The sequence below is a fragment of the Rhodococcus sp. SGAir0479 genome (genome assembly GCF_005484805.1).
Classification (GTDB): domain Bacteria; phylum Actinomycetota; class Actinomycetes; order Mycobacteriales; family Mycobacteriaceae; genus Prescottella.
Genome location: NZ_CP039432.1, coordinates 3400767 through 3419661 on the forward strand (window position 1 = coordinate 3400767; position 18895 = coordinate 3419661).

At 75.6% G+C, this 18895-nt stretch carries 1 protein-coding gene; it reads right to left on the reverse strand.

Translation table 11 applies throughout. The features are described 5' to 3' along the window. Positions 1 to 13: 13 nt before the first annotated feature. Positions 14 to 18796, reverse strand: coding sequence for a non-ribosomal peptide synthetase (locus tag E7742_RS15875; RefSeq protein ID WP_137799816.1), 18783 nt, complete (start codon positions 18794 to 18796; stop codon positions 14 to 16). Positions 18797 to 18895 lie beyond the last annotated feature (99 nt).

The window sequence follows — 18895 nt, forward strand, 5'->3', positions numbered from 1 at the left end:
GAGCGTCTGCACGTCATACAATTTCACCCGTCGAATCGACGAGAACACTAGCGATCCGCGCGAGCGCATCCGGTTCGATCATGTCCGAGTGTCGGCACGGAACCTCGATCGTCGTGACTCGACCCGAGACGATCCGCGACCACCCGGACACGTTTCGACGGCGCACCTCGTCCTCGTGCGCCGCAATGAACACCAGTGCATCTCCTCGATGAGTCCCCGGCCGATGCACCGAGGCAGCGGCTTCGAGCTTCTCCCCGATTTCCAGAACCCGCCGGATCTCGCTCGATGCGAGAGCGCCGAGGTCGGAATCGAGTCGCTCGTCCGCATGATCGTCCCACGCCGCACCGGTTCCCGCCGGGACCAGGTCCGAGGGATGAGAATCGAGCAGCACCAGGCTCGCGACATCGGTGCCCGCGGCCTCCAGCTGGACGGCCATCTCGTGGGCGACGTTGCCGCCCAGCGACCATCCGAGCAAGTGGTACGGCCCGTCCGGCTGCACGGCGCGGATCTGCGCGACGTATTCGCGCGCCAGATCGGTGATCGTGCCGGTGGGCGCACCGCCCGTCGCCTGCAGACCGTAGAGCGGCCGGTCACCCAGATGTTCGGCGAGACCGGCGTAGCCCCAGGCGAGTCCGCTGACGGGGTGGATGCAGAACAGCGGCGGCCCCGCGGGGGCCGCGGGCCGGTTCAGCCGGATCAGCGTCGCGAGCGGGTCGGCCGCGTCGTCGCCGCGTTCGATGCGGCGCGCGAGCCCGGCGACGGTCGGCTCGGTGAACAACCATTCGAGTGCCACGTCGCGGCCCAGTTCCTCGCGCAGCCGGGCGGCCACCCGGACCGCGCCCATGGACGTCCCGCCGAGTTCGAAGAAGCCGGCCTCGCGGGGCACGTCCGCGTGTCCCGTCACCTCGGCGACGACGGCGGCGATCTGCCGCTCCAGCGCGGTCCGCGGCGGCGTGCCCTGCACCGACCCGTCGTCGACGGCCGGCTCGGGCAGCGCGGCCCGGTCGATCTTCCCGGATTCGGTGCGCGGCAACGAGTCGACCACCTGCACCGCCGCCGGCACCAGGTGTCGGGGCAGCAGCCGGGCCGCGCGTTCGCGCAGCCGGGCCGGGTCCGGATCGCGGCCCGGGGCGGGCTGCACGTAGGTCACCAGCACGGGCTCGGCGTCCCCGCCGCGGCGGGCGACGGTGACCGACGCCCGCACCTCGGGTTCGGCGCCGAACACGGCGTCGATCTCGCCGGGCTCCACCCGGACCCCGTGGATCTGCACCTGGTCGTCGCTGCGGCCGACGTACTCGAGCGCACCGTCCCGGCGGCGCCGGACGAGGTCGCCGGTCCGGTACAACCGTGCGCCGCCGGGCCCGGCCACGAACCGGGCCGCGGTGAGGGCGGGCTGGCCCCGGTAGCCGCGCGCCAGTCCGCTGCCGACCAGGTACAACTCGCCCACCACCCCGACCGGGACCGGGTGCAGCCGGGCGTCGAGCACGGCGGTGCCTACGCCCGCCAGCGGGACGCCGATGGTGACGTCCCCGGCCGACAGCGGACCGCTGCAGGTGGCGCCCACCGTGACCTCGGTGGGCCCGTAGCCGTTGTGCAGGTGATGATCCGCCCACGCGCGGGCCAGCGGCACCGGCAGCACCTCGCCGGCGGCCACCACGGTGAGCGGTCCGGGCAGCGCGGCCGGGTCCAGCGTGCCCAGCACGGTGGGCGTGAGGTTGACGTGGGTGATCGCGTGCTCGTTCAGCAGCGACGCCAGATCGTCTCCGGCGTAGGCGTACTCGGGCGCGCACACCAGCGTCCCGCCGTGCGCGTGCGCGGCCAGCATCTCGAACACCGCGGCGTCGAACGTCGGGGACGCGGCCTGCAGCACGCGGGACTCGGCGGTGATGCCGAGCCGTCGGCGCTGCAGATCCACCAGCGCCTCCAGGCCCCGGTGGGTCACCTCGACCCCCTTGGGCAGGCCGGTGCTGCCCGACGTGAACAGCACGTACGCCAGCTCGTCCACCGCGCCGGACGCGGCGAGCGGGCGTGCGACGGCGGTCTCGGACAGATTGGCCAGCAGCGTCTTCCGCTCGTCGGGCAGCTTGGGGTCCACCGGCACCCAGGCCGCGCCGGTGCGTGTCACGGCCCACACGTCGATCACCCAGTCGGGCCCGCGGACCGCGTCCACCGGCACCACGTCGCCGGGCCCGATCCCGGATACGCGCAGCCGGTCGGCCCGCTCCGCGGCGACCGCGTCGAGCTCGGCATACGTCCACTGGTCGCTGCCGGCGCGCAGCGCGACGCGGTCGGGGTGGGCGGCGACGGTGTCGGCCAGGATCGTCGCCAGGGTCCGCGGCGCCGGGGCCGGTGCCGGCTCCGGGGCGGGCGCCGCCAGCGGGAGGTCGCCCACCGCGGCCGCCGGATCGGCGACGACGGCGTCCAGCAGCGCCGACCAGTCCCCCAGCAGTTGGGCGGCCGTCGCGCGGTCGAACAGGTCGGTGGCGTACACGAGCCGCACGCCGATCCCGTTGTTGCCCAGTTCTTCCCGGACGTCGAAGGCGAGGTCGAACTGCGCCGCCGGGTCGGCGGCCGAGCCCTCGTCGATCCGGATGCCGGGCAGCGCCGGCACGGGGGCCGCGCCCGCCGAGTGGGCCAGCAGCACCTGGAACAGCGGGTGGAACGCCGGGTCGCGGGTGGGGGCGACGTGCGCGACGACGTCGTCGAACGGGACGTCCGCATGGGCGAAGGCGTCCAGTTGGGTGGCGCGCGCCCGGCGGAGCAGTCCGGTGAACGGCTCGGTGGTGTCCACCCCGACCCGCAGCACGAGAGTGCCGACGAACATGCCGACGATGGACTGCAGCCGCGGGTCGGGGCGGCCGGCGGCCACGGTGCCGACCGCGATGTCGTTGCGCCCGGAGTACCGCGCCAGCAACGCCGCGAGCGCGGCGTGCAGCACCATGAACACCGTGACGTCGTGTGCGCGGGCGAACGCGGCCAGCGCCGCATGCGTGGCGGCCGGGAGCGCGGTGTCCACGGCGTCGCCGCGATGCGACGGGCGGGCCGGGCGGGGGCGGTCGGTGGGCAGCGGCAGCGGTGCCTCCGGCAGACCCGCGAGCGCGCGCTGCCAGAAGGCCAGCTGCCGGCCGCCGAGGCTGTTCGGGTCGGCCGGATCGCCCAGGCGCGCCACCTGCCACCGAGCGAAGTCCCGGTACTGCAGCGCAAGGGGTTCCCAGCGCGGCGCCGTCCCGGCGGTGCGGGCCGCGTACGCCACGGCCAGGTCGGCCAGCAGCGGCGCGACGGAGGCGCCGTCGAACGCGATGTGGTGGGCGACCACCACGAGGACCCATCCGCCGTCGTCGGCGCGGAACAGCCCGCCCCGCACGGGCGGACGGGTCGTCAGCTCGAGCGGCCGGACGAGCAGGGCGGCGATCCGGCCGTCGAACGCGTCGCCGCCGGCCGTGTCCAGCTCGAAGTCGACGTCGGCGGCGGGGACGACGCGCTGGGTGTCCGCGTCCGGGTAGATGGTGCGCAGCGCCTCGTGCCGGGTCACGACGTCCCGGAACGCCGCGGTGAGCGCGGGGCCGTCGACGTCGCCGGTGAGGCGCAGCACGATCGGCATCGAGTACGCGGTGTGGGTGGGGTCGGCCTGGTGCAGCAGCCACAGCCGTCGCTGCGCCGGGGCGATGGGCGCGACCGTGTCGGTGCTCGGCGCCAGCGCCACCTCGGACGACGCCGCGGGCGTGGTGGCGGCCGCGAGTGCGGCGAGGGTGGGCGCCTCGAACACCGTGCGGGGCGCGATGTCCCGCGCCAGCGCCGCGCTCAGCCGGGCCGCGACCTCGACCGCCGCGAGTGAGTGGCCACCGGCGGCGAGGAAGCTCGCGTCGATGTCGACGGCGAAGCCGAGGACGTCGCCCACGACGTCGGCCACCTGCTGTTCGCGGGCGGTCAGTGTGCGCGCGGTGCGGGGCGCGGAGTCGGCGGCGAGCACCGCGAGCGCGTCGGCGTCGATCTTGCCGTTGGCGGTGGTGGGGAGGGCGCCCAGCACCACCACCCGGGCGGGGACGGCCGCGGCCGGCAGTTCGGCGGCGACGGTGGCCAGCAGCGCCGGGACGTCCACCTCGGTGCCGGTGACGAACGCGACCAGCGTGCCGTGCCACACGATCACCGCGGCCTGCTCGACGCCGGGGCGGCGGGCCAGCACGGCCTCGACGTGGCCGGGTTCGACGCGCACGCCGCGCACCTTCACCTGCCGGTCGGTGCGCCCCAGGAACAGCAGTCGGCCGTCGGCGTGGACCCGCACCCGGTCGCCGGTTCGGTACATGCGTGCACCGTCCGGTGCGGCGACGAAGCTCGCTGCCGTGAGCGCGGGGGCACCGAGGTAGCCGCGGGCCAGCCCCACCCCGGACAGGTACAGCTCGCCGACGCCGCCGACCGGGACCGGGCGCAGCCGGTCGTCGAGCACGCGAACGGTGTTGCCGGGGATCGGGTCTCCCAGCCCGGGGCGGCCGTCGACCTCGGTGACGGTGGCGACGACGGTGGCCTCGGTGGGCCCGTACGCGTCGATCATCAGCCGGCCCCGGCGCCAGCGGTCGGCCACCTGCGGGGCGAGCGCCTCGCCGCCGCTGGCCACCACGCGCAGCGCGTCCAGACCGGTGTGGTCGACGGTCGCCAGTACCGCCGGGGTGGACAGGAAATGCGTGACGGCGTGCTCGCGCAGCAGCGTGTGCAGCCGCGGGCCGGCGAACACGTCCGGTGGCGCGACGACGAGCGCGGCGCCGCTGGTGTGCGCCAGCAGGATCTCGAGCACGGCCGCGTCGAACGCCGGGTCGTAGCCGTGCAGCACCCGGTCACCGGCCGCGACGCGGTAGCGGCGGCGCGCCTCGGCCGCCAGCGCCGCGAGCCCGCGGTGCGTGACGGCGACGGTCTTGGGGGTGCCGGTGGATCCGGACGTGGTGATCACGTACGCCAGCGCGTCGACCGGCCCGGTGCGCGCCGTTCCCGCGGCCGCGGCGCGGACGGTGCGAGCCCCGAACGCCGCACCGGTCTTGGTGACCGCCCACAGCATCCGGATCCGGTCCAGCGAGCGGGCCGGAGCGAGGGCGACGACGTCGTCGGTGCCGTAGCCGTGGTCGCGGATCAGCTGGGCCGCCAGCGCGTCCGACTGTGCGTCCAGTTCGCGGTACGTGAGCTGCGCCGCGCCGTCGATCACCGCTACCCGGTCGGGGTGCGCGGCCGCGGTGGCGCGCAGCAGTTCCGGCAGGGGCCGCGGCGCCGTGTCCGTCTCGAAGCCGCGCACGGTGGCGACGGCCAGCGGCAGCTCCTGCACCGACAGCTGCGGGTCGGTGGCGACGGCACCCAGTGCGGCGGCGAACTGCTCGCTCAGCCCGGCCGCGGTGGCGGCGTCGAAACGGGCGGTGTCGTAGCTGAGCACGCCGTCCAGCCCGCCGTCCGCGGCCCGCGACAGCGTCACCTGCAGGTCGAATCGCGCGGTGGTGTCATCGATCTCCCGGGCCCGCACCTCGAGCTCGCCGGCCCGGAGCACGGGCGGCGTGAAGTCCTGGAACGCCAACGCCACCTGCGGCATCCGGCCGCCGACCAGCGGCAGGATCTGCTCCACCGGCACGCTCGCGTGGTCGAACGCCGCGACGTCGAAGTCCCGGACCTGCGCCAGCAGCCCGGACAGCGGCATGTCCGGCTCCACCCGGGCCCGCAGCACCAGCGTGTCGAGGAACAGCCCCACCAGCGGCTCGAGGTCGGGGAAGCGGCGGCCGGAGACCACGGTGGCGATCGTGACGTCGTCGTGCGCGCTCAGCCGGGCCAGCAGCGCCGCCAGCACCGCGTGCGCGGCCATGAACTCGGTGGCGCGGTGTGTGTGCGCGACCTCGGCCAACGCCCGCGCGGTGTCGGGGGCGATCGTGAACTCGACGGTCGCGGCGGCCCCGGGCGCCGCGTCCCGGTCGGTGGGCAGCACCGCCGCATCGACGTCGGCCAGTTCGCGCCGCCAGTGCGCGAGCGCGTCGGCCGGCACGTCGCGGGTGTGGTCCCACACCGCGAAGTCCGGGTACTGCAGCGGCAGCGGCGGCCACTGCGGTGCCGCCCCCGCGGCGCGGGCGGCGTAGGCGACGGCGAGGTCGTGCACCAGCACGCCCACCGATCCGCCGTCGGCCACCAGGTGGTCGATCGACACGTCCAGCACGTGCCGGTCCGGGGCCGGCGAATGCACCTGCGTGACAAAGGCGTCCGAGCGGTCCGCGTCGATCACCACGTACGGGCCGTCCGCGTCCGTCTCGACGCGGCTGCGCAGCACGTCGTGGCGGGCGACGACGTCAGCGACGGCGGCGTGCAGCGCGTCCACGTCGAGCGGTCCGGTCAGCTCCACCTGCGCGTGCAGCCGGTAGGAGTCGCCGGACCCGGTGCGGCGCAGCGCCCACAGCCGGTTCTGGGCCCGGCTGAGCGGGATCCGGGCGGGCCGGGTCCCGGCCACCGGGCCGCGGCCGCGGGCGGCCGGGTCGCCGTCGGCCAGCGCGGCGGCCAGCCCGGCGACGGTGGGCTCGGCGAACAGCAGGCGCAGCGGCACGTCCACGCCGGTGCGCTCGCGCAGCCGGGCCACCAGCGTGGTGGCGAGCAGCGAGTCACCGCCGGTGGCGAAGAAGTCGTCGGTGCGGCCCACGTCGTGCCCGAGCACCGCCGCGAACACGTCCGCGACCAGTTCCTCGGTGCCGGTGACGGGCCGGGCGCGGACCCCGGCGTCCGGGGCGGGCAGGGCGCGGGTGTCGATCTTGCCGTTGGGGGTCAGCGGCAGCGCGGGCACCGCCGTGATCGCCGACGGCACCATGTACGACGGCAGCCGCTCGGTGAGTGCACGCCGCAGGTCCGCGGTGTCGAGCGCGGCGACGCCGGCCGCGGGCACCACGTACGACGCCAGCACCGCCGCCCCGGACGCGCCGGTGCGGACCACCGTCACCGCGCGGTCGACGTCGGGGCGCCGCGCCAGTACGGCGTCGATCTCCCCCGGTTCGATGCGGATGCCGCGGACCTTGACCTGGGTGTCGTTGCGGCCCTGGAACTCCAGCACACGGCCCTCGTCCGCGTCGAGCCATCGGGCGAGGTCGCCGGTGCGGTACCAACGGTTGCCGTCCGGTCCGGCGACGAACCGTTCGGCGGTGCGGGCGGGTTCGCCGACATAGCCGGCGGCGATCCGGTCGCCGGCCAGGTACAGCTCGCCGGTCACGCCGGTGGGCACCGGGTGCAGGCGGGCGTCCAGGACGCGGACCTCGATGCCGCGGGCGGGGCCGCCGATGGTCGCGGGCCGGCCCGGGCGCAGCGGCTGCGAGTAGGTGGCGAACACCGTCGACTCGGCCGGTCCGTAGCCGTTGTAGAGCCGGCGGCCGGGCGCCCAGCGCTCTACCAGTTCGGGCGCCACGCGCTCGCCGCCGAGCATCAGTGCCGCGAGATCCGGCAGCGGGCGGGCCGGGACGGTCGCCAGCGCCGACGGCGTCATGCACGCGTGGGTGATCCGTTCGCGTTCGAGGAAGCCGGCCAGTTCCTCACCGCCGTAGGTGTTCTCGGGGGCCACCACGAGGCATCCGCCGGCGCCGGCCGCGACCAGCAGCTCGAGCAGCGCGGCGTCGAAGCCGGGTGAGGCGAGCGCGAGCATCCGGGAGGCGGGTGCGGCGGCGAACACCTCGCGCAGGTCCTGCGCCAGCGCGCCCAGTCCGCGGGCGGTGAGCACGATGCCCTTGGGGACGCCGGTGGTGCCGGACGTGAAGACGACGTACGCGGGGTGATCGTCCCGCACCACCGGTTCCGGGAGATCGACGGACTCTGCGCCGGACTCGACGTCGATCCAGCGGGTGCGCGGCGGCAGGTCGCCGAGGCGCTCGGCGCTGCTCACCCCGAGCACCGCACCGGACGCGGCGAGCATCCCGTCCAACCGCGGCGCCGGGTGGGCGGGATCGAGCATCACCGGTGCGGCGCCGGTGCGGGCGATGGCCCACATCGCGACCACCGAGTGCAGGGAGCGGGGCAGCGCGCACGCCACCGTGGTGCCGGGCACCGCGCCGTGCGCGCGCAGCGTGGTGGCCAGCGCCTCCGCCCGCGCCACCAGTTCGGGATAGCCGAGGGTGTCCGGGCCCGCGGTGACGGCGGGGCCGTCACCGCCGAGCCGGGCGCCGGCGGCCAGCAGCGACCACAGCGCCGCCGGGGTGGACGCCGCGCCGCGGGCCGGCACCAGCGCCCGGTGCTCGGCGGAGGTCAGCAGGTCGATCCGGCCCACCTCGGTGTCCGGGTGCTGCACGGCCGCGTCGAGGAACCGCGCGAAGCGGGACGCGAACGCGGTGACGGTCGCCGCCTCGTACAGCTCACTGCGGTAGGCGAATTCGAGGTCGACGGCGTCGCCGGTCTCGGTGACGGTCAGTTGCAGGTCGAACGGCATCGCGTCCAGCGGGGCCGCGGCCGCGGACACCTCGAGGCCCGGCAGCTCGAGCGGCGGCAGGGTGGGGCGGCGCATCGACAGCGCCACCTGGAACAGCGGGTGGTGCGACGCGTCGCGTACCGGGGCGAGGCGCTCGACGATGGTCTCGAACGGGGTCCGGGCGTGTGTGTACGCGGCCAGGTCCTGCTCGCGCACGTGGGCCAGCAGGTCGGCGAACGTCGCGTCCGGTGCCACCCGGGTGCGCAGCACCAGCGTGGAGGCGAACATGCCGACCACGTCGTCGAGGCGCGGGTCGCCGCGGCCCGCGACGACGGTGCCGATCGGGATGTCGTCGGAGCCGTTGTGCCGGGACAGCACGGCGGCCAGCACCGCGTGCAGCACCATGAACGTCGTCGCCCGGCCCCGGCGGGCGGCCTCGCGGACGGCGCCGATCTGGCTGGCGTCCAGCCGAATCCGCACCGTGTCGGCGTGGCCGGTGCCGGTCGCCGGACGCGGGTGGTCGTGCGGGAGCGTCGACTGTTCGGGCAGCCCGTCCAGGGTGTCGACCCACGCCTGCAGGTCGTCCTCGGCCCCGTCGGTCTGCCACGCCGCGTAGTCCACGTACTGCACGGGCAGCGCGTCCCACTGCGGCGCCCGGCCGGCCAGCCGGGACCGGTACGCGTCCGCGGTGTCGCGCACCATCGGCGTGAGGGACCATTCGTCGGCCGCGATGTGGTGCACCACCAGCACCAGCGCGTGGGTGCGGGCACCGGTTCGGTACAGGCGCACCCGCACCGGCGGCTCGGTCTCGAGCACGAACGGCGTCTCGGCGAACGCGCGCACGTAGTCGTCCAGCGCGGTCGCGGGCACCGCGATCGGTGTCAGGTCCAGCTCCGGCACCGGGCCGACGACCTGGACGGGTCCGGACTCGTCGGACGGGTAGACGGTGCGCAGCGTCCGGTGCCGGGCCAGCACGTCACCCAGCGCGGCTTCGAGGGCCGCGACGTCGATGTCGCCGCGCAGCCGCACCACGAACGGCAGGTTGTGGGTGCTCTCCTCGGGCGCGAATCGGTACAGGAACCACAGCCGCCGCTGGGCGGGCGAGAGCGGGCCCCGCTCGCGGGCACCGTCGGACGCCGGTAGTGGGCGGCTGGGGCGCGGCCCGCCGATGCGTTCCTCGACCACTCGGGCCAGGTCCTCGACGACGGCGGATTCGAACACGTCGCGGACGCTGACGTCGGCGCCGGTGAGCGCGGAGATCCGGCCCGCCAGCTGCGTCGCGAGCAGCGAGTTGCCGCCCAGGTCGAAGAAGTCGTCGTCCGAGCCGATGCCGCGGATCCCCAGCAGTTCCCGGTAGGCGTCGGCCACCACGTCGTCCAGTGGCCCGCGCGGGGCGCCGGTGCGCCGGTCGGCGGGTGCGGCGGCGGGCAGCGCCGCCACGTCGAGCTTGCCGTTGGCGGTTCGCGGCAGCTGCGGCACCTCGACGACGACGGCGGGCACCAGGTAGTCGGGCAGCACGCGGCGCAGGTCGCGGATCAGCCGGGTGGGATCGACTGCGGTCGAGCCGGGTTCGCGCACGACGTATGCCACCAGCCGGTCGTCGCGGCCCAGCACGGCGGCGGCCGCGATGCCGGGTTGCCGGGTGAGCGCGGTGCGCACCTCGCCGGGCTCGATGCGGTGCCCGCGCAGCTGCAGCTGGTCGTCGGAGCGGCCGCGGTACTCGAGGCTGCCGTCGCCCCGCAGCCGCGCCCGGTCGCCGGTGCGGTAGACGATGTCCCCGTTGGGGGCCGCGACGAACCGCTGCGCGGTGAGGTCCGGTCGGCCGCGGTAGCCGCGCGCCACCTGGGTGCCGCCGACGTAGATCTCGCCCACCACGCCGGGCAGCACCGGGCGCAGCGCCCGATCGAGCAGGTACAGCCGCACACCGGGCAGCGGGACGCCGATGTCGTTGCCGCCGTCCGCGTTCGACGCGACGTCCGCGCGAGTGAGGTGCACGGTGGTCTCGGTGATGCCGTACATGTTGACGGCCGTCACCTGCGGATGCCGGTCCAGCCAACCCCGCACCCGGGTGGCGTCGAGCGCCTCGCCGCCGAAGATCAACGCGCGCACCGCGAGGTCGGCGGGCTCGCCGTCCACGTCGGCCAGCTGCCCGAACGCGGTGGGCGTCTGGTTGAGCACGGTGACACGCTCGCGGACGAGCAGGGCGCGGAAGTCGGCGGGGCTGCGGGCCTCGGTGTGCTCCACCACCACGATCCGGCCGCCCGTGGTGAGCGGTCCCCAGATCTCCCACACCGAGAAGTCGAACGCCGGCGAGTGGAACATCGTCCACGCGTCGTCGGCCCCGAAGTCGAAGCTCTCGCGCGTGTTCGCCAGCAGCGCGCTGAGATTCGCGTGCGTCACCACCACGCCCTTGGGGGCGCCGGTGGAGCCGCTGGTGTAGATCACGTAGGCGGCCTGCGCGGGGTGCACGGCGGCGTCCGGGACCGCGTCGCCGGCGGCTGGCAGGGCGTCGATCGGGACCGTCGGGACCGGGGCGGTGAACCCGTCGCGGCACACGACGCACACCGGGCGGGCCTCGTCGAGCAGCGCGGTGAGGCGGTCGGCCGGCTGGGTGACGTCGAGCGGCAGGTACGCGGCGCCGGTGCGGACGACGGCGAGCATCGCCGCCACCAGGTCCGCCGACCGCGGCAGCGCGATCGCGACCACGTCCTCGGCGCCCACGCCGCGCTCGGCCAGGACGGCGGCGAGCGCGCGGGAGCGGGCGCCCAGCTCGGCGTAGGTGAGGCGCTGCTCCCCCGCGACGACGGCCACGGCGTCGGGCCGCTCGTGCACGTGCCGGTCGACCTGCGCCGGCAGTGACGGCACGTGGGCCGCGGCCGGCTCGGGAGACGTCACCGCGGCCGACGTGGCGGCCTCCACGGGATCGATACAGCCGACGTCGAGCGTGGGGTCGTCGGTGACGAGTTCGAGGATCCGCACGAACCACCGCGTCCACCGGTCGACGGTCTGCCGGTCGAACAGGCTGCGCGAGTACGTGAAGCGGCCGTCGAAGCCGGCGGCGTGGCTGCCCGGCTCCCGGTCACGGACGGCGACCTCGAGGTCGAAGCGGCTGCGGCCGGTGTCGATCTCGCGGCCGCGGGCCTGCATGTCGCCGAACGCCAGCGCGGTGGGCGCGACGTCGTCGTACGAGAACATCACCTGGAAAAGCGGGTGGTGGGCGAGCGCGCGGGAGCCGGCGAGCCCGGCGACCACCGCGTCGAACGGCAGGTCGGCGTGGCTGAACGCGGACAGGTCGGTGCGGCGCACGTGCGACAGCAGCTCGGCGAACGTCCACCGGTCGCGGACCGCGGTCCGCAGCACCACGGTGCCGACGAACATGCCCACGGCGTTGTCGATGTCCTGGTGCCCGCGCCCGGACACCGGGGTGCCGACGCTCACGTCGTCGGTGCCCGACAGCTTGGCCAGCAGCACCGCCAGCGCCGCGTGCAGCACCATGAACGGCGTCGAATCGTATTCCTGCGCCACCTTTTCCACGGCCAGGTGCAGGTCCGCCGAGATGGAGAACGTGGCCGCGTCCGCCGGCGCCGGCTCGGTGGTGGCGGTGCGCGGCCGGTCGGTGGGCAGGGCCGGGGTGGACGCGGCTCCGGCGAGGGTCGACCGCCAGTGCGCGAGGTCGCGGTGCGCGCGGCTGCCGGGCTCGTCCGGGTCGCCGAGCACCGCGCGGTGCCAGCGGGCGTAGTCGGTGAACGGGACCACCGGCGCGTCCCACTCCGGTGCCTGCCCGGCGGTGCGGGCCCGGTAGGCGACGTCCAGGTCGCGGGCCAGCGGGGTGATCGACAGCCCGTCGACGGCGATGTGGTGCGCGACCACGACGAGGGTGTGCGCGCGGTCGGCGCGCTGATACAGCCGCAGCCGGACCGGTGGCTGGGCGGTGAGGTCGAACGGCTCGGATGCCAGCGCGTGCTCGGCGGCGCTCCGGTCGGCGGGCAGCTCCTGCGGGGCGAGGTCGGCGGCCGCCGGGAGCACCACCTGCACGGGCCCGTCCGCGGTCTCGGGAAAGACGGTGCGCAGCACGGTGTGCCGCTCCAGCACGTCGACGACGGCGGCCTGCAGCGCGGCGACGTCCAGGGGGCCGTCGAGGTCGACGGCGAACGCGATGTTGTCGGCGCCGGACGGCTGGGTGCGGCCCAGCAGCCACATGCGCTGCTGCGCGGGCGACAGCGGCGCGGGGCCGGTCGCGCCGGTCGCGACCAGCGGGATGCCCACGTCCTCGGCGCGGCCGTCGAGGACCGCCGCCAGGGCCGCGACGGTGGGGTGCTCGAACACGTCGCGCACGTCGACGCGCCGGCCCAGCGCGGCCCGCAGCCGGGACGCGAAACGCGCAGCCAGCAGCGAGTTGCCGCCGAACGCGAAGAAGTCGGTGCTCGGTCCCACGGACGGCAGGTCGAGCAGATCGGCGGCGATGCGGCCGATCAGGCTCTCCAGCGGTCCGCGGAGCGCGGCACCGTCGGGCACCGGGCGGGCCGGGGCCGGCAGCGCGGCCCGGTCCACCTTGCCGGTCGAGCTGAGCGGCACCGTCTCGAGCACCGTGACGGTGGCCGGGACCATGTAGCGGGGCAGCCGGTCGGCGGCGTGGCGCCGCACGTCGTCGGGGTCGAGGTCCGCCGAGCCGTGCACGTAGGCGGCCAGCTCGTCGCCGTCCGCGACGACGACGGCGGTGGTCACCGCGGGATGCGCGGCCAGCACCGTCTCCACCTCGCCGGGTTCGACGCGGAAGCCGCGGATCTGAACCTGCTGGTCGGCGCGAGCGACGAACTCGAGCTGCCCGTCGCCGCGGCGGCGCACCAGGTCGCCGGTGCGGTACATCCGGCCGGGCCCGAGGACCGACGCCACGAAACGCTCCGCGGTGTGACCGGGCCGGCCGAGGTAGCCGCGCGCGAGTCCCGGTCCGGCCAAATACAACTCGCCCACCACGCCGTCCGCCACTGGGCGCAGCGCGGCGTCGAGGACGGCGGCGGTGGTGCCGTCCACCGGGTCACCGATGGGCGGGACGCCGGACCCGCCGAGCGGCCGACTGACGGTGGCCACGACGGTGGATTCGGTGGGGCCGTACAGGTTGAGCGCGGTGCGCCCGGTCTCGGGCGCACCCCACCGGGTCGCCAGGTCCGCCGGCCACGCCTCGCCGCCCAGGCCGAGCACCCGCAGCGCCGGGAAGCCGGCGGGGTCGAACTGGGCCGGGACCGCGGGAGTGGAGAACCAGTGCGTGATCGACTGCGCGCGAATCAGTTCCGCGAGGTCGTCGCCGAACGTGTCGGGCGGCGCGACCACCAGGGTGGCGCCGGCGCCCAGCACCATCAGGTACTCGAGCAGCGAGCCGTCGAACGCGGGCGATGCGGCGTGCAGCACCCGCGCGTCGGCGTCGATGCCGAAGCTGCGCTGCAGGGTGGCCGCGACCGGGGCGAGGCCGCGGTGCGGGACCACGACGCCCTTGGGGACGCCCGTGGACCCGGACGTGAACACCGCGTAGGCGGCGTTGTCGGGGTGCGGAAGTCGCGGCGGCGCAGCCGGTTCGGTTCCCGGCTCGGTGTCCGGGGCGCTGTTCGGGTCGATTCGCAGCACGTGCGGCGGCAGCGGAACGTCGGCGGCGGCGATCACGTGCCGCACGCCGGCGTCGGCGAGGATCGTGTGCAGCCGGGCGGTGGGCTGGCCCGGGTCGACGGGGACGAACGCCGCGCCCGCGTACGCGACGGCCAGCGCGGCGGCGACGGACTCGACCGACCGCGGCACCGCCACGCCGACGAACGTTTCGGGGCCGATGCCGTGGGCGGCGAGGCGGGCGGCCAGCGCCGCGACGCGGGGGCGGATGTCGACGGTGCGGCCGTGGGCATCGGCGACCCGCCACGGCCGGGCGGCGAGCTCGGGCAGCGTCGCGACGCGGGGGCGGATGTCGACGGTGCGGCCGTGGGCATCGGCGACCCGCCACGGCCGGGCGGCGAGCTCGGGCAGCGTCGCGATGTCGGCGTCGCGGCCGGTGCGCGCCGGTGCGGCCGCGGCCACCAGGTCCGCGATCCGGACGGTGGGGTCGGCTGCCGCGGTGGCCAGGACGTGGTGCAGCAGCGCCCGCCAGCCGGCGACGGTGTCGCGGTCGAACAGCGCGGTGTCGTACGTCAGGTGTCCGGCCAGCCCGGCGCCCGGCACCTCCCGCACGGTGAGCTCGAGCGGGAACCGTGCCTGCGTGACGGGCAGTTCCCGGCCGGTGAGCACCAGGCCGGGCAGCTGCACGTCGGGGTCGGTGAAGCTCTCGTAGCCGAGCATCAGCTGCAGCGGCGACGCGTCCAGCCCCACCGCGTCCAGCACCTGCTCGAACGGGGTCTCGGCGCGCGCGAACGCCTCCACGTCGATGCCGCGCACGGCCGCGACCAGGTCGCCGAAGGTGCGCTCGGGTGCGGCGGTGGCGCGCAACGCGACGGTGCCGACGAACATGCCGACCAGAGCGTCCAGCGCCGGGTCGGTGCGCCCCGAGGTGGCGGCGCCGACGACGGTGTCGGGCCGGCCGGTGACGGCGGCGACCACCACCGCGACGGCCGCGTGCAGCACCATGAACGTGGTGGCGTCCAGGTCGTTCGCCACCCGGTCGAGGGTCTCCCGGACGGCCGGATCCACGTGGAACGGCACCCGGTCCGGGACCCCGGCGGCGCCGGTGCGGGGACGGTCGGTGGGCAGCGCCGGGACGTCGGCGACGCCCGCGAGGTTCGCGCTCCAGTAGGCGATCTCGCGGTCGAGGACGGTGGCGCCGCCGGTATCGGAGACCGGCGAGCGCAGCACCGCATGCTGCCAGCGCGCATAGTCGGTGTACTGCAGCGGCAGCGACTCCCACGCGGGCGGCGCCCCGTCGCAGCGGGCGAGGTAGGCGGCGGTGAGGTCGCGCAGCAGCGGCTGGAACGACAGCCCGTCCATCGCGATGTGGTGCGCCACCACCACCAGCACGTGGTGGTCCGCGGCGCGCCGCTGCAGCCGGAAGCGGATCAGCTGCCCGGATTCGAGGTCGAACGGGGCGGCCGCGAACGCGGCCGCGTCCCGCTCCGCGTCGCCGTCCGAATCGATCTGCACCACAGCCAGTTCCGGGACCACGTCGGTGACGGGCCGCACCACCTGGCGGGGGCCGTCGCCGTCGTCGCGGATCGCGGTGCGCAGCGCGGCGTGCCGGTCCACGACGTCGCGCAGGACGGCGCCGAGGGCCGGCACCGACAGCTCGCCGTGGAGGTCGACCGCGAAGGGCACGTGGTAGGCGGAGCTGGCGCCGTGGGCGCGGTGGTGCAGCCACAGCCGCTGCTGCGGGGGCGCGAGTGGAGTGTCGTCGGTACCCGTGCGGGTAAGGGCCGGGCGGGTGCCGCGGGCGGTGGCGGCGGCCGCGATCCCGGCGACGGTGCGCTGCATGAACACGTCCCGCACCGGGACCTGCCGCCCTAGGCCCGCGGAGATGCGGGCCACCAGCTGGGTGGCGCTCAGCGAGTTGCCGCCGAGCGCGAAGAAGTCCGACGACGCGTCCACGTGGTCGATGTCCAGCACGGCGCGGACGGCGTCGGCGACCAGCAGTTCGACGGGGCCGTGCGGGGCGCGACCGGCGGCGTCGTCGGGCGCGGGCAGCGTCGCCAGTGCGCGACGGTCGATCTTGCCGGACGGCTTCAGCGGCAGCGCGTCGAGCACCACCACGGTGTCCGGGATCATGTGGTGCGGCAGCCGGGTGGCGAGCCAGTCCCGCACCGCCCCGGCGGTGGGCACGTCGCCCTGCACGTGCGCGATCAGCCGGTCGCCGACGAGTGTCACTGCGGCCGAGTCGATTCCCGGGTGTTCGGTGAGCGCGTATTCGATGTCGTCGAGCTCGATGCGCACGCCGCGCAGCTGCACCTGCCGGTCGGCGCGGCCGACGAATTCGAGCTGGCCGTCGAAGCCCCAGCGCACCAGGTCGCCGGTGCGGTACATCCGGCCGGGCCCCACCGTGGACGCGACGAACCGTTCCGCGGTGAGCGCCGGGCGGCCCGCGTAGCCGCGTGCGAGCGCGGGGCCGGCCACGTACAGCTCGCCCACCGAGCCGGGCGGGACCGGGCGCAGTCGGTGATCGAGCACCACCACTGCCGCGCCGTCGACGGGCCGGCCGATCGGGACCGCCGCGACCCCGTCCAGCGCGGCGGGGTCCACCGGCGCGCTGACCGTCGCGAGGATGGTGGTCTCGGTGGGCCCGTAGGCGTTGATCAGGGTGCGGCCGGGCGCCCAGCGCGCCGCGACCGGGGCGGGCAGCACGTCGCCGCCCGAGTCGAGCATGGTGAGCGCGGACAGCTCGTCGGGCGCGGTGACCGCGAGTACCGCGGGGGCGGCGACGAAGTGGGTGATCGCCTCGACAGCCAGCAGGTCCGCGAGCGCGTCGCCGGAGACGACGTCCGGGGCGGCGACCACCAGCGTCGCGCCGGCGTCGGCGGCCAGCAGCACTTCCTGCAGGGCCGCGTCGAAGATCGGTGCGGCCAGCTGGATCACCCGCGCGTCGGCGGTGGCCGCGTACCGGGACCGCAGCGTCGCGACCAGCGCGGCCAGACCGCGGTGGCCCACCATGACGCCCTTGGGGCGGCCGGTGGACCCGGAGGTGTGCACGATCCAGGCCGGGTGGTCGGGGCGCAGCGGCCGCACCCGGTCGGCGTCGGTGACCGGCGCGGTGGACCAGCCGTCGTGGCCGGTGTCGAGGCGCGGGAGGTGCGCCGGCAGCGCCACGTCGGCGGCGGGGTCGACGATCGCGACCGACGAGCCGTGCAGGTGTTGCGCCAGGCGGTGACTCGGCAGCGCCGGGTCGATGGGCACGTAGGCCGCGCCGGTCTTGGCCACCGCCCACAGCGCCAGCACGGAGTCGGCCGAGCGGGGCAGCAGCACCGCGACGCCGTCCTCGGGGCCGCAGCCCAGTGCGATCAGCCGCCGCGCCAGCGCCGACGACCGGGCGTCGAGTTCGGCATACGTGAGGTCGACGTCGCCGCAGCGCAGCGCGACGCCCGGCGACGACGCGTGCCGAGTCAGCACGTCGGGCAGCAGCGTGGGGCCGTGCGGGGCCTCCGCGCCGACGGCCGGGACCAGCCCGTCCAGCTCGTCCGCGGCGCCGAACGGCAGGTCCTCGACGCGCCGGCCGCGGTCGGCGGCGAACGCGGTGAGGTACTCGACGAACCGGTGGTGGTGCCGGCGCAGCGAATCGTCGGTGTACCGGGTGGGGTTGGCCTCGAAATCGATCCGCAGCGCACCGCCCGCCGAGCCCGGATAGACGGTGAGCGAGAGGTCGTCGACCGGGCCGGTGGACAGCACCGTCATCTCGCCGACGACGTCGCCGAAGTGCAGCTCGCGGGCGAAGGACATGACGTTGACGACGGGGCCGAAGACGCCGCCGACGCTGCCGCGTCCGTCGCCGTCCGGCAGGTCGGCCAGCATGGCGTGGTAGCGGTAGCGCTGGTGGCGCAGGGCGCCGGTGAGCTCCACCTGCACCCGTTCGATCAACGCGTCGACGGTGTCGTCGGGGTGCACGCGCACCACCAGCGGTACCACGTTCGACAGCGTGCCCGACGTGCGGCGCGCGGCCGCGGTGGTGCGGGCGGCCACGGGCAGGCTCAGGCTCACCTCGCGGACCCCGGCCGCGCGGGCGAGGTAGGCGGCGAAGGCGGCGGTGACGACGGGGACGTCGGCCTCGGTGGCGGGGTCGAGTGTCCGCGCGACGCGGCGGGACGGGACCGCCAGCGGTCCGGGGCGATCGGCCAGCGAGATCGCGGCCGGCAGCGCGGCCAGGCGCGGCTGCCAGTGCGCGCGGTCGAGCGCTTCGCGGTTGCTGCCGGTGTAGCGGTCGTCCTGCGCGGCCAGCTCGTGCAGCGGGACGGCGCGCGACGGCGCGAGCTCGGTGCCGCGCTGCCAGGCCGTGTAGGTCTCGGCCATCCGCTGCACCAGCACCATCGCGCCGTACCCGTCGATCACCAGGTGGTGTGCATAGCAGTACAGGTAGTGGCGGTCGTCGGACAGCCGGACCAGCGTGATGCCGGCGAGGCGGTCCCGGGTGGGGTCCAGCGGACGGGTGTGCTGCTCGGTCATCCACCGTGCCGCGGCGGATTCCGGGTCGGTCTCGTCCCCGAGGTCGAGGAACCGGGGGGCGTCGTCGATGTCGGGCACCGCCACCTGACGGGTCTCCCCGTCCTCCTCGACGAGAACCACGACGGTGGACTCGAGTTCGCGAGCCGCGCGGTCGCACGCGGACAGCAGCAGGGCGCGGTCGACGGGGCCGCGCAATTCCACGTACAGCGCCACCATCAGCGGCACGTCGGGGGTGAGTTGCTGTGCCAGCAGCAGCGCCCGTTGTGCCGGGGACAGCGAGAAGGGGCGCACCGTTGGAAGCCCCCCTTTTCTCCCACGAAAAACCGTACTGACCAACCCGGTTGCTCCCGTGCGCGACGCGGAGCCTCTACGATCCTATTGGTCCGGATC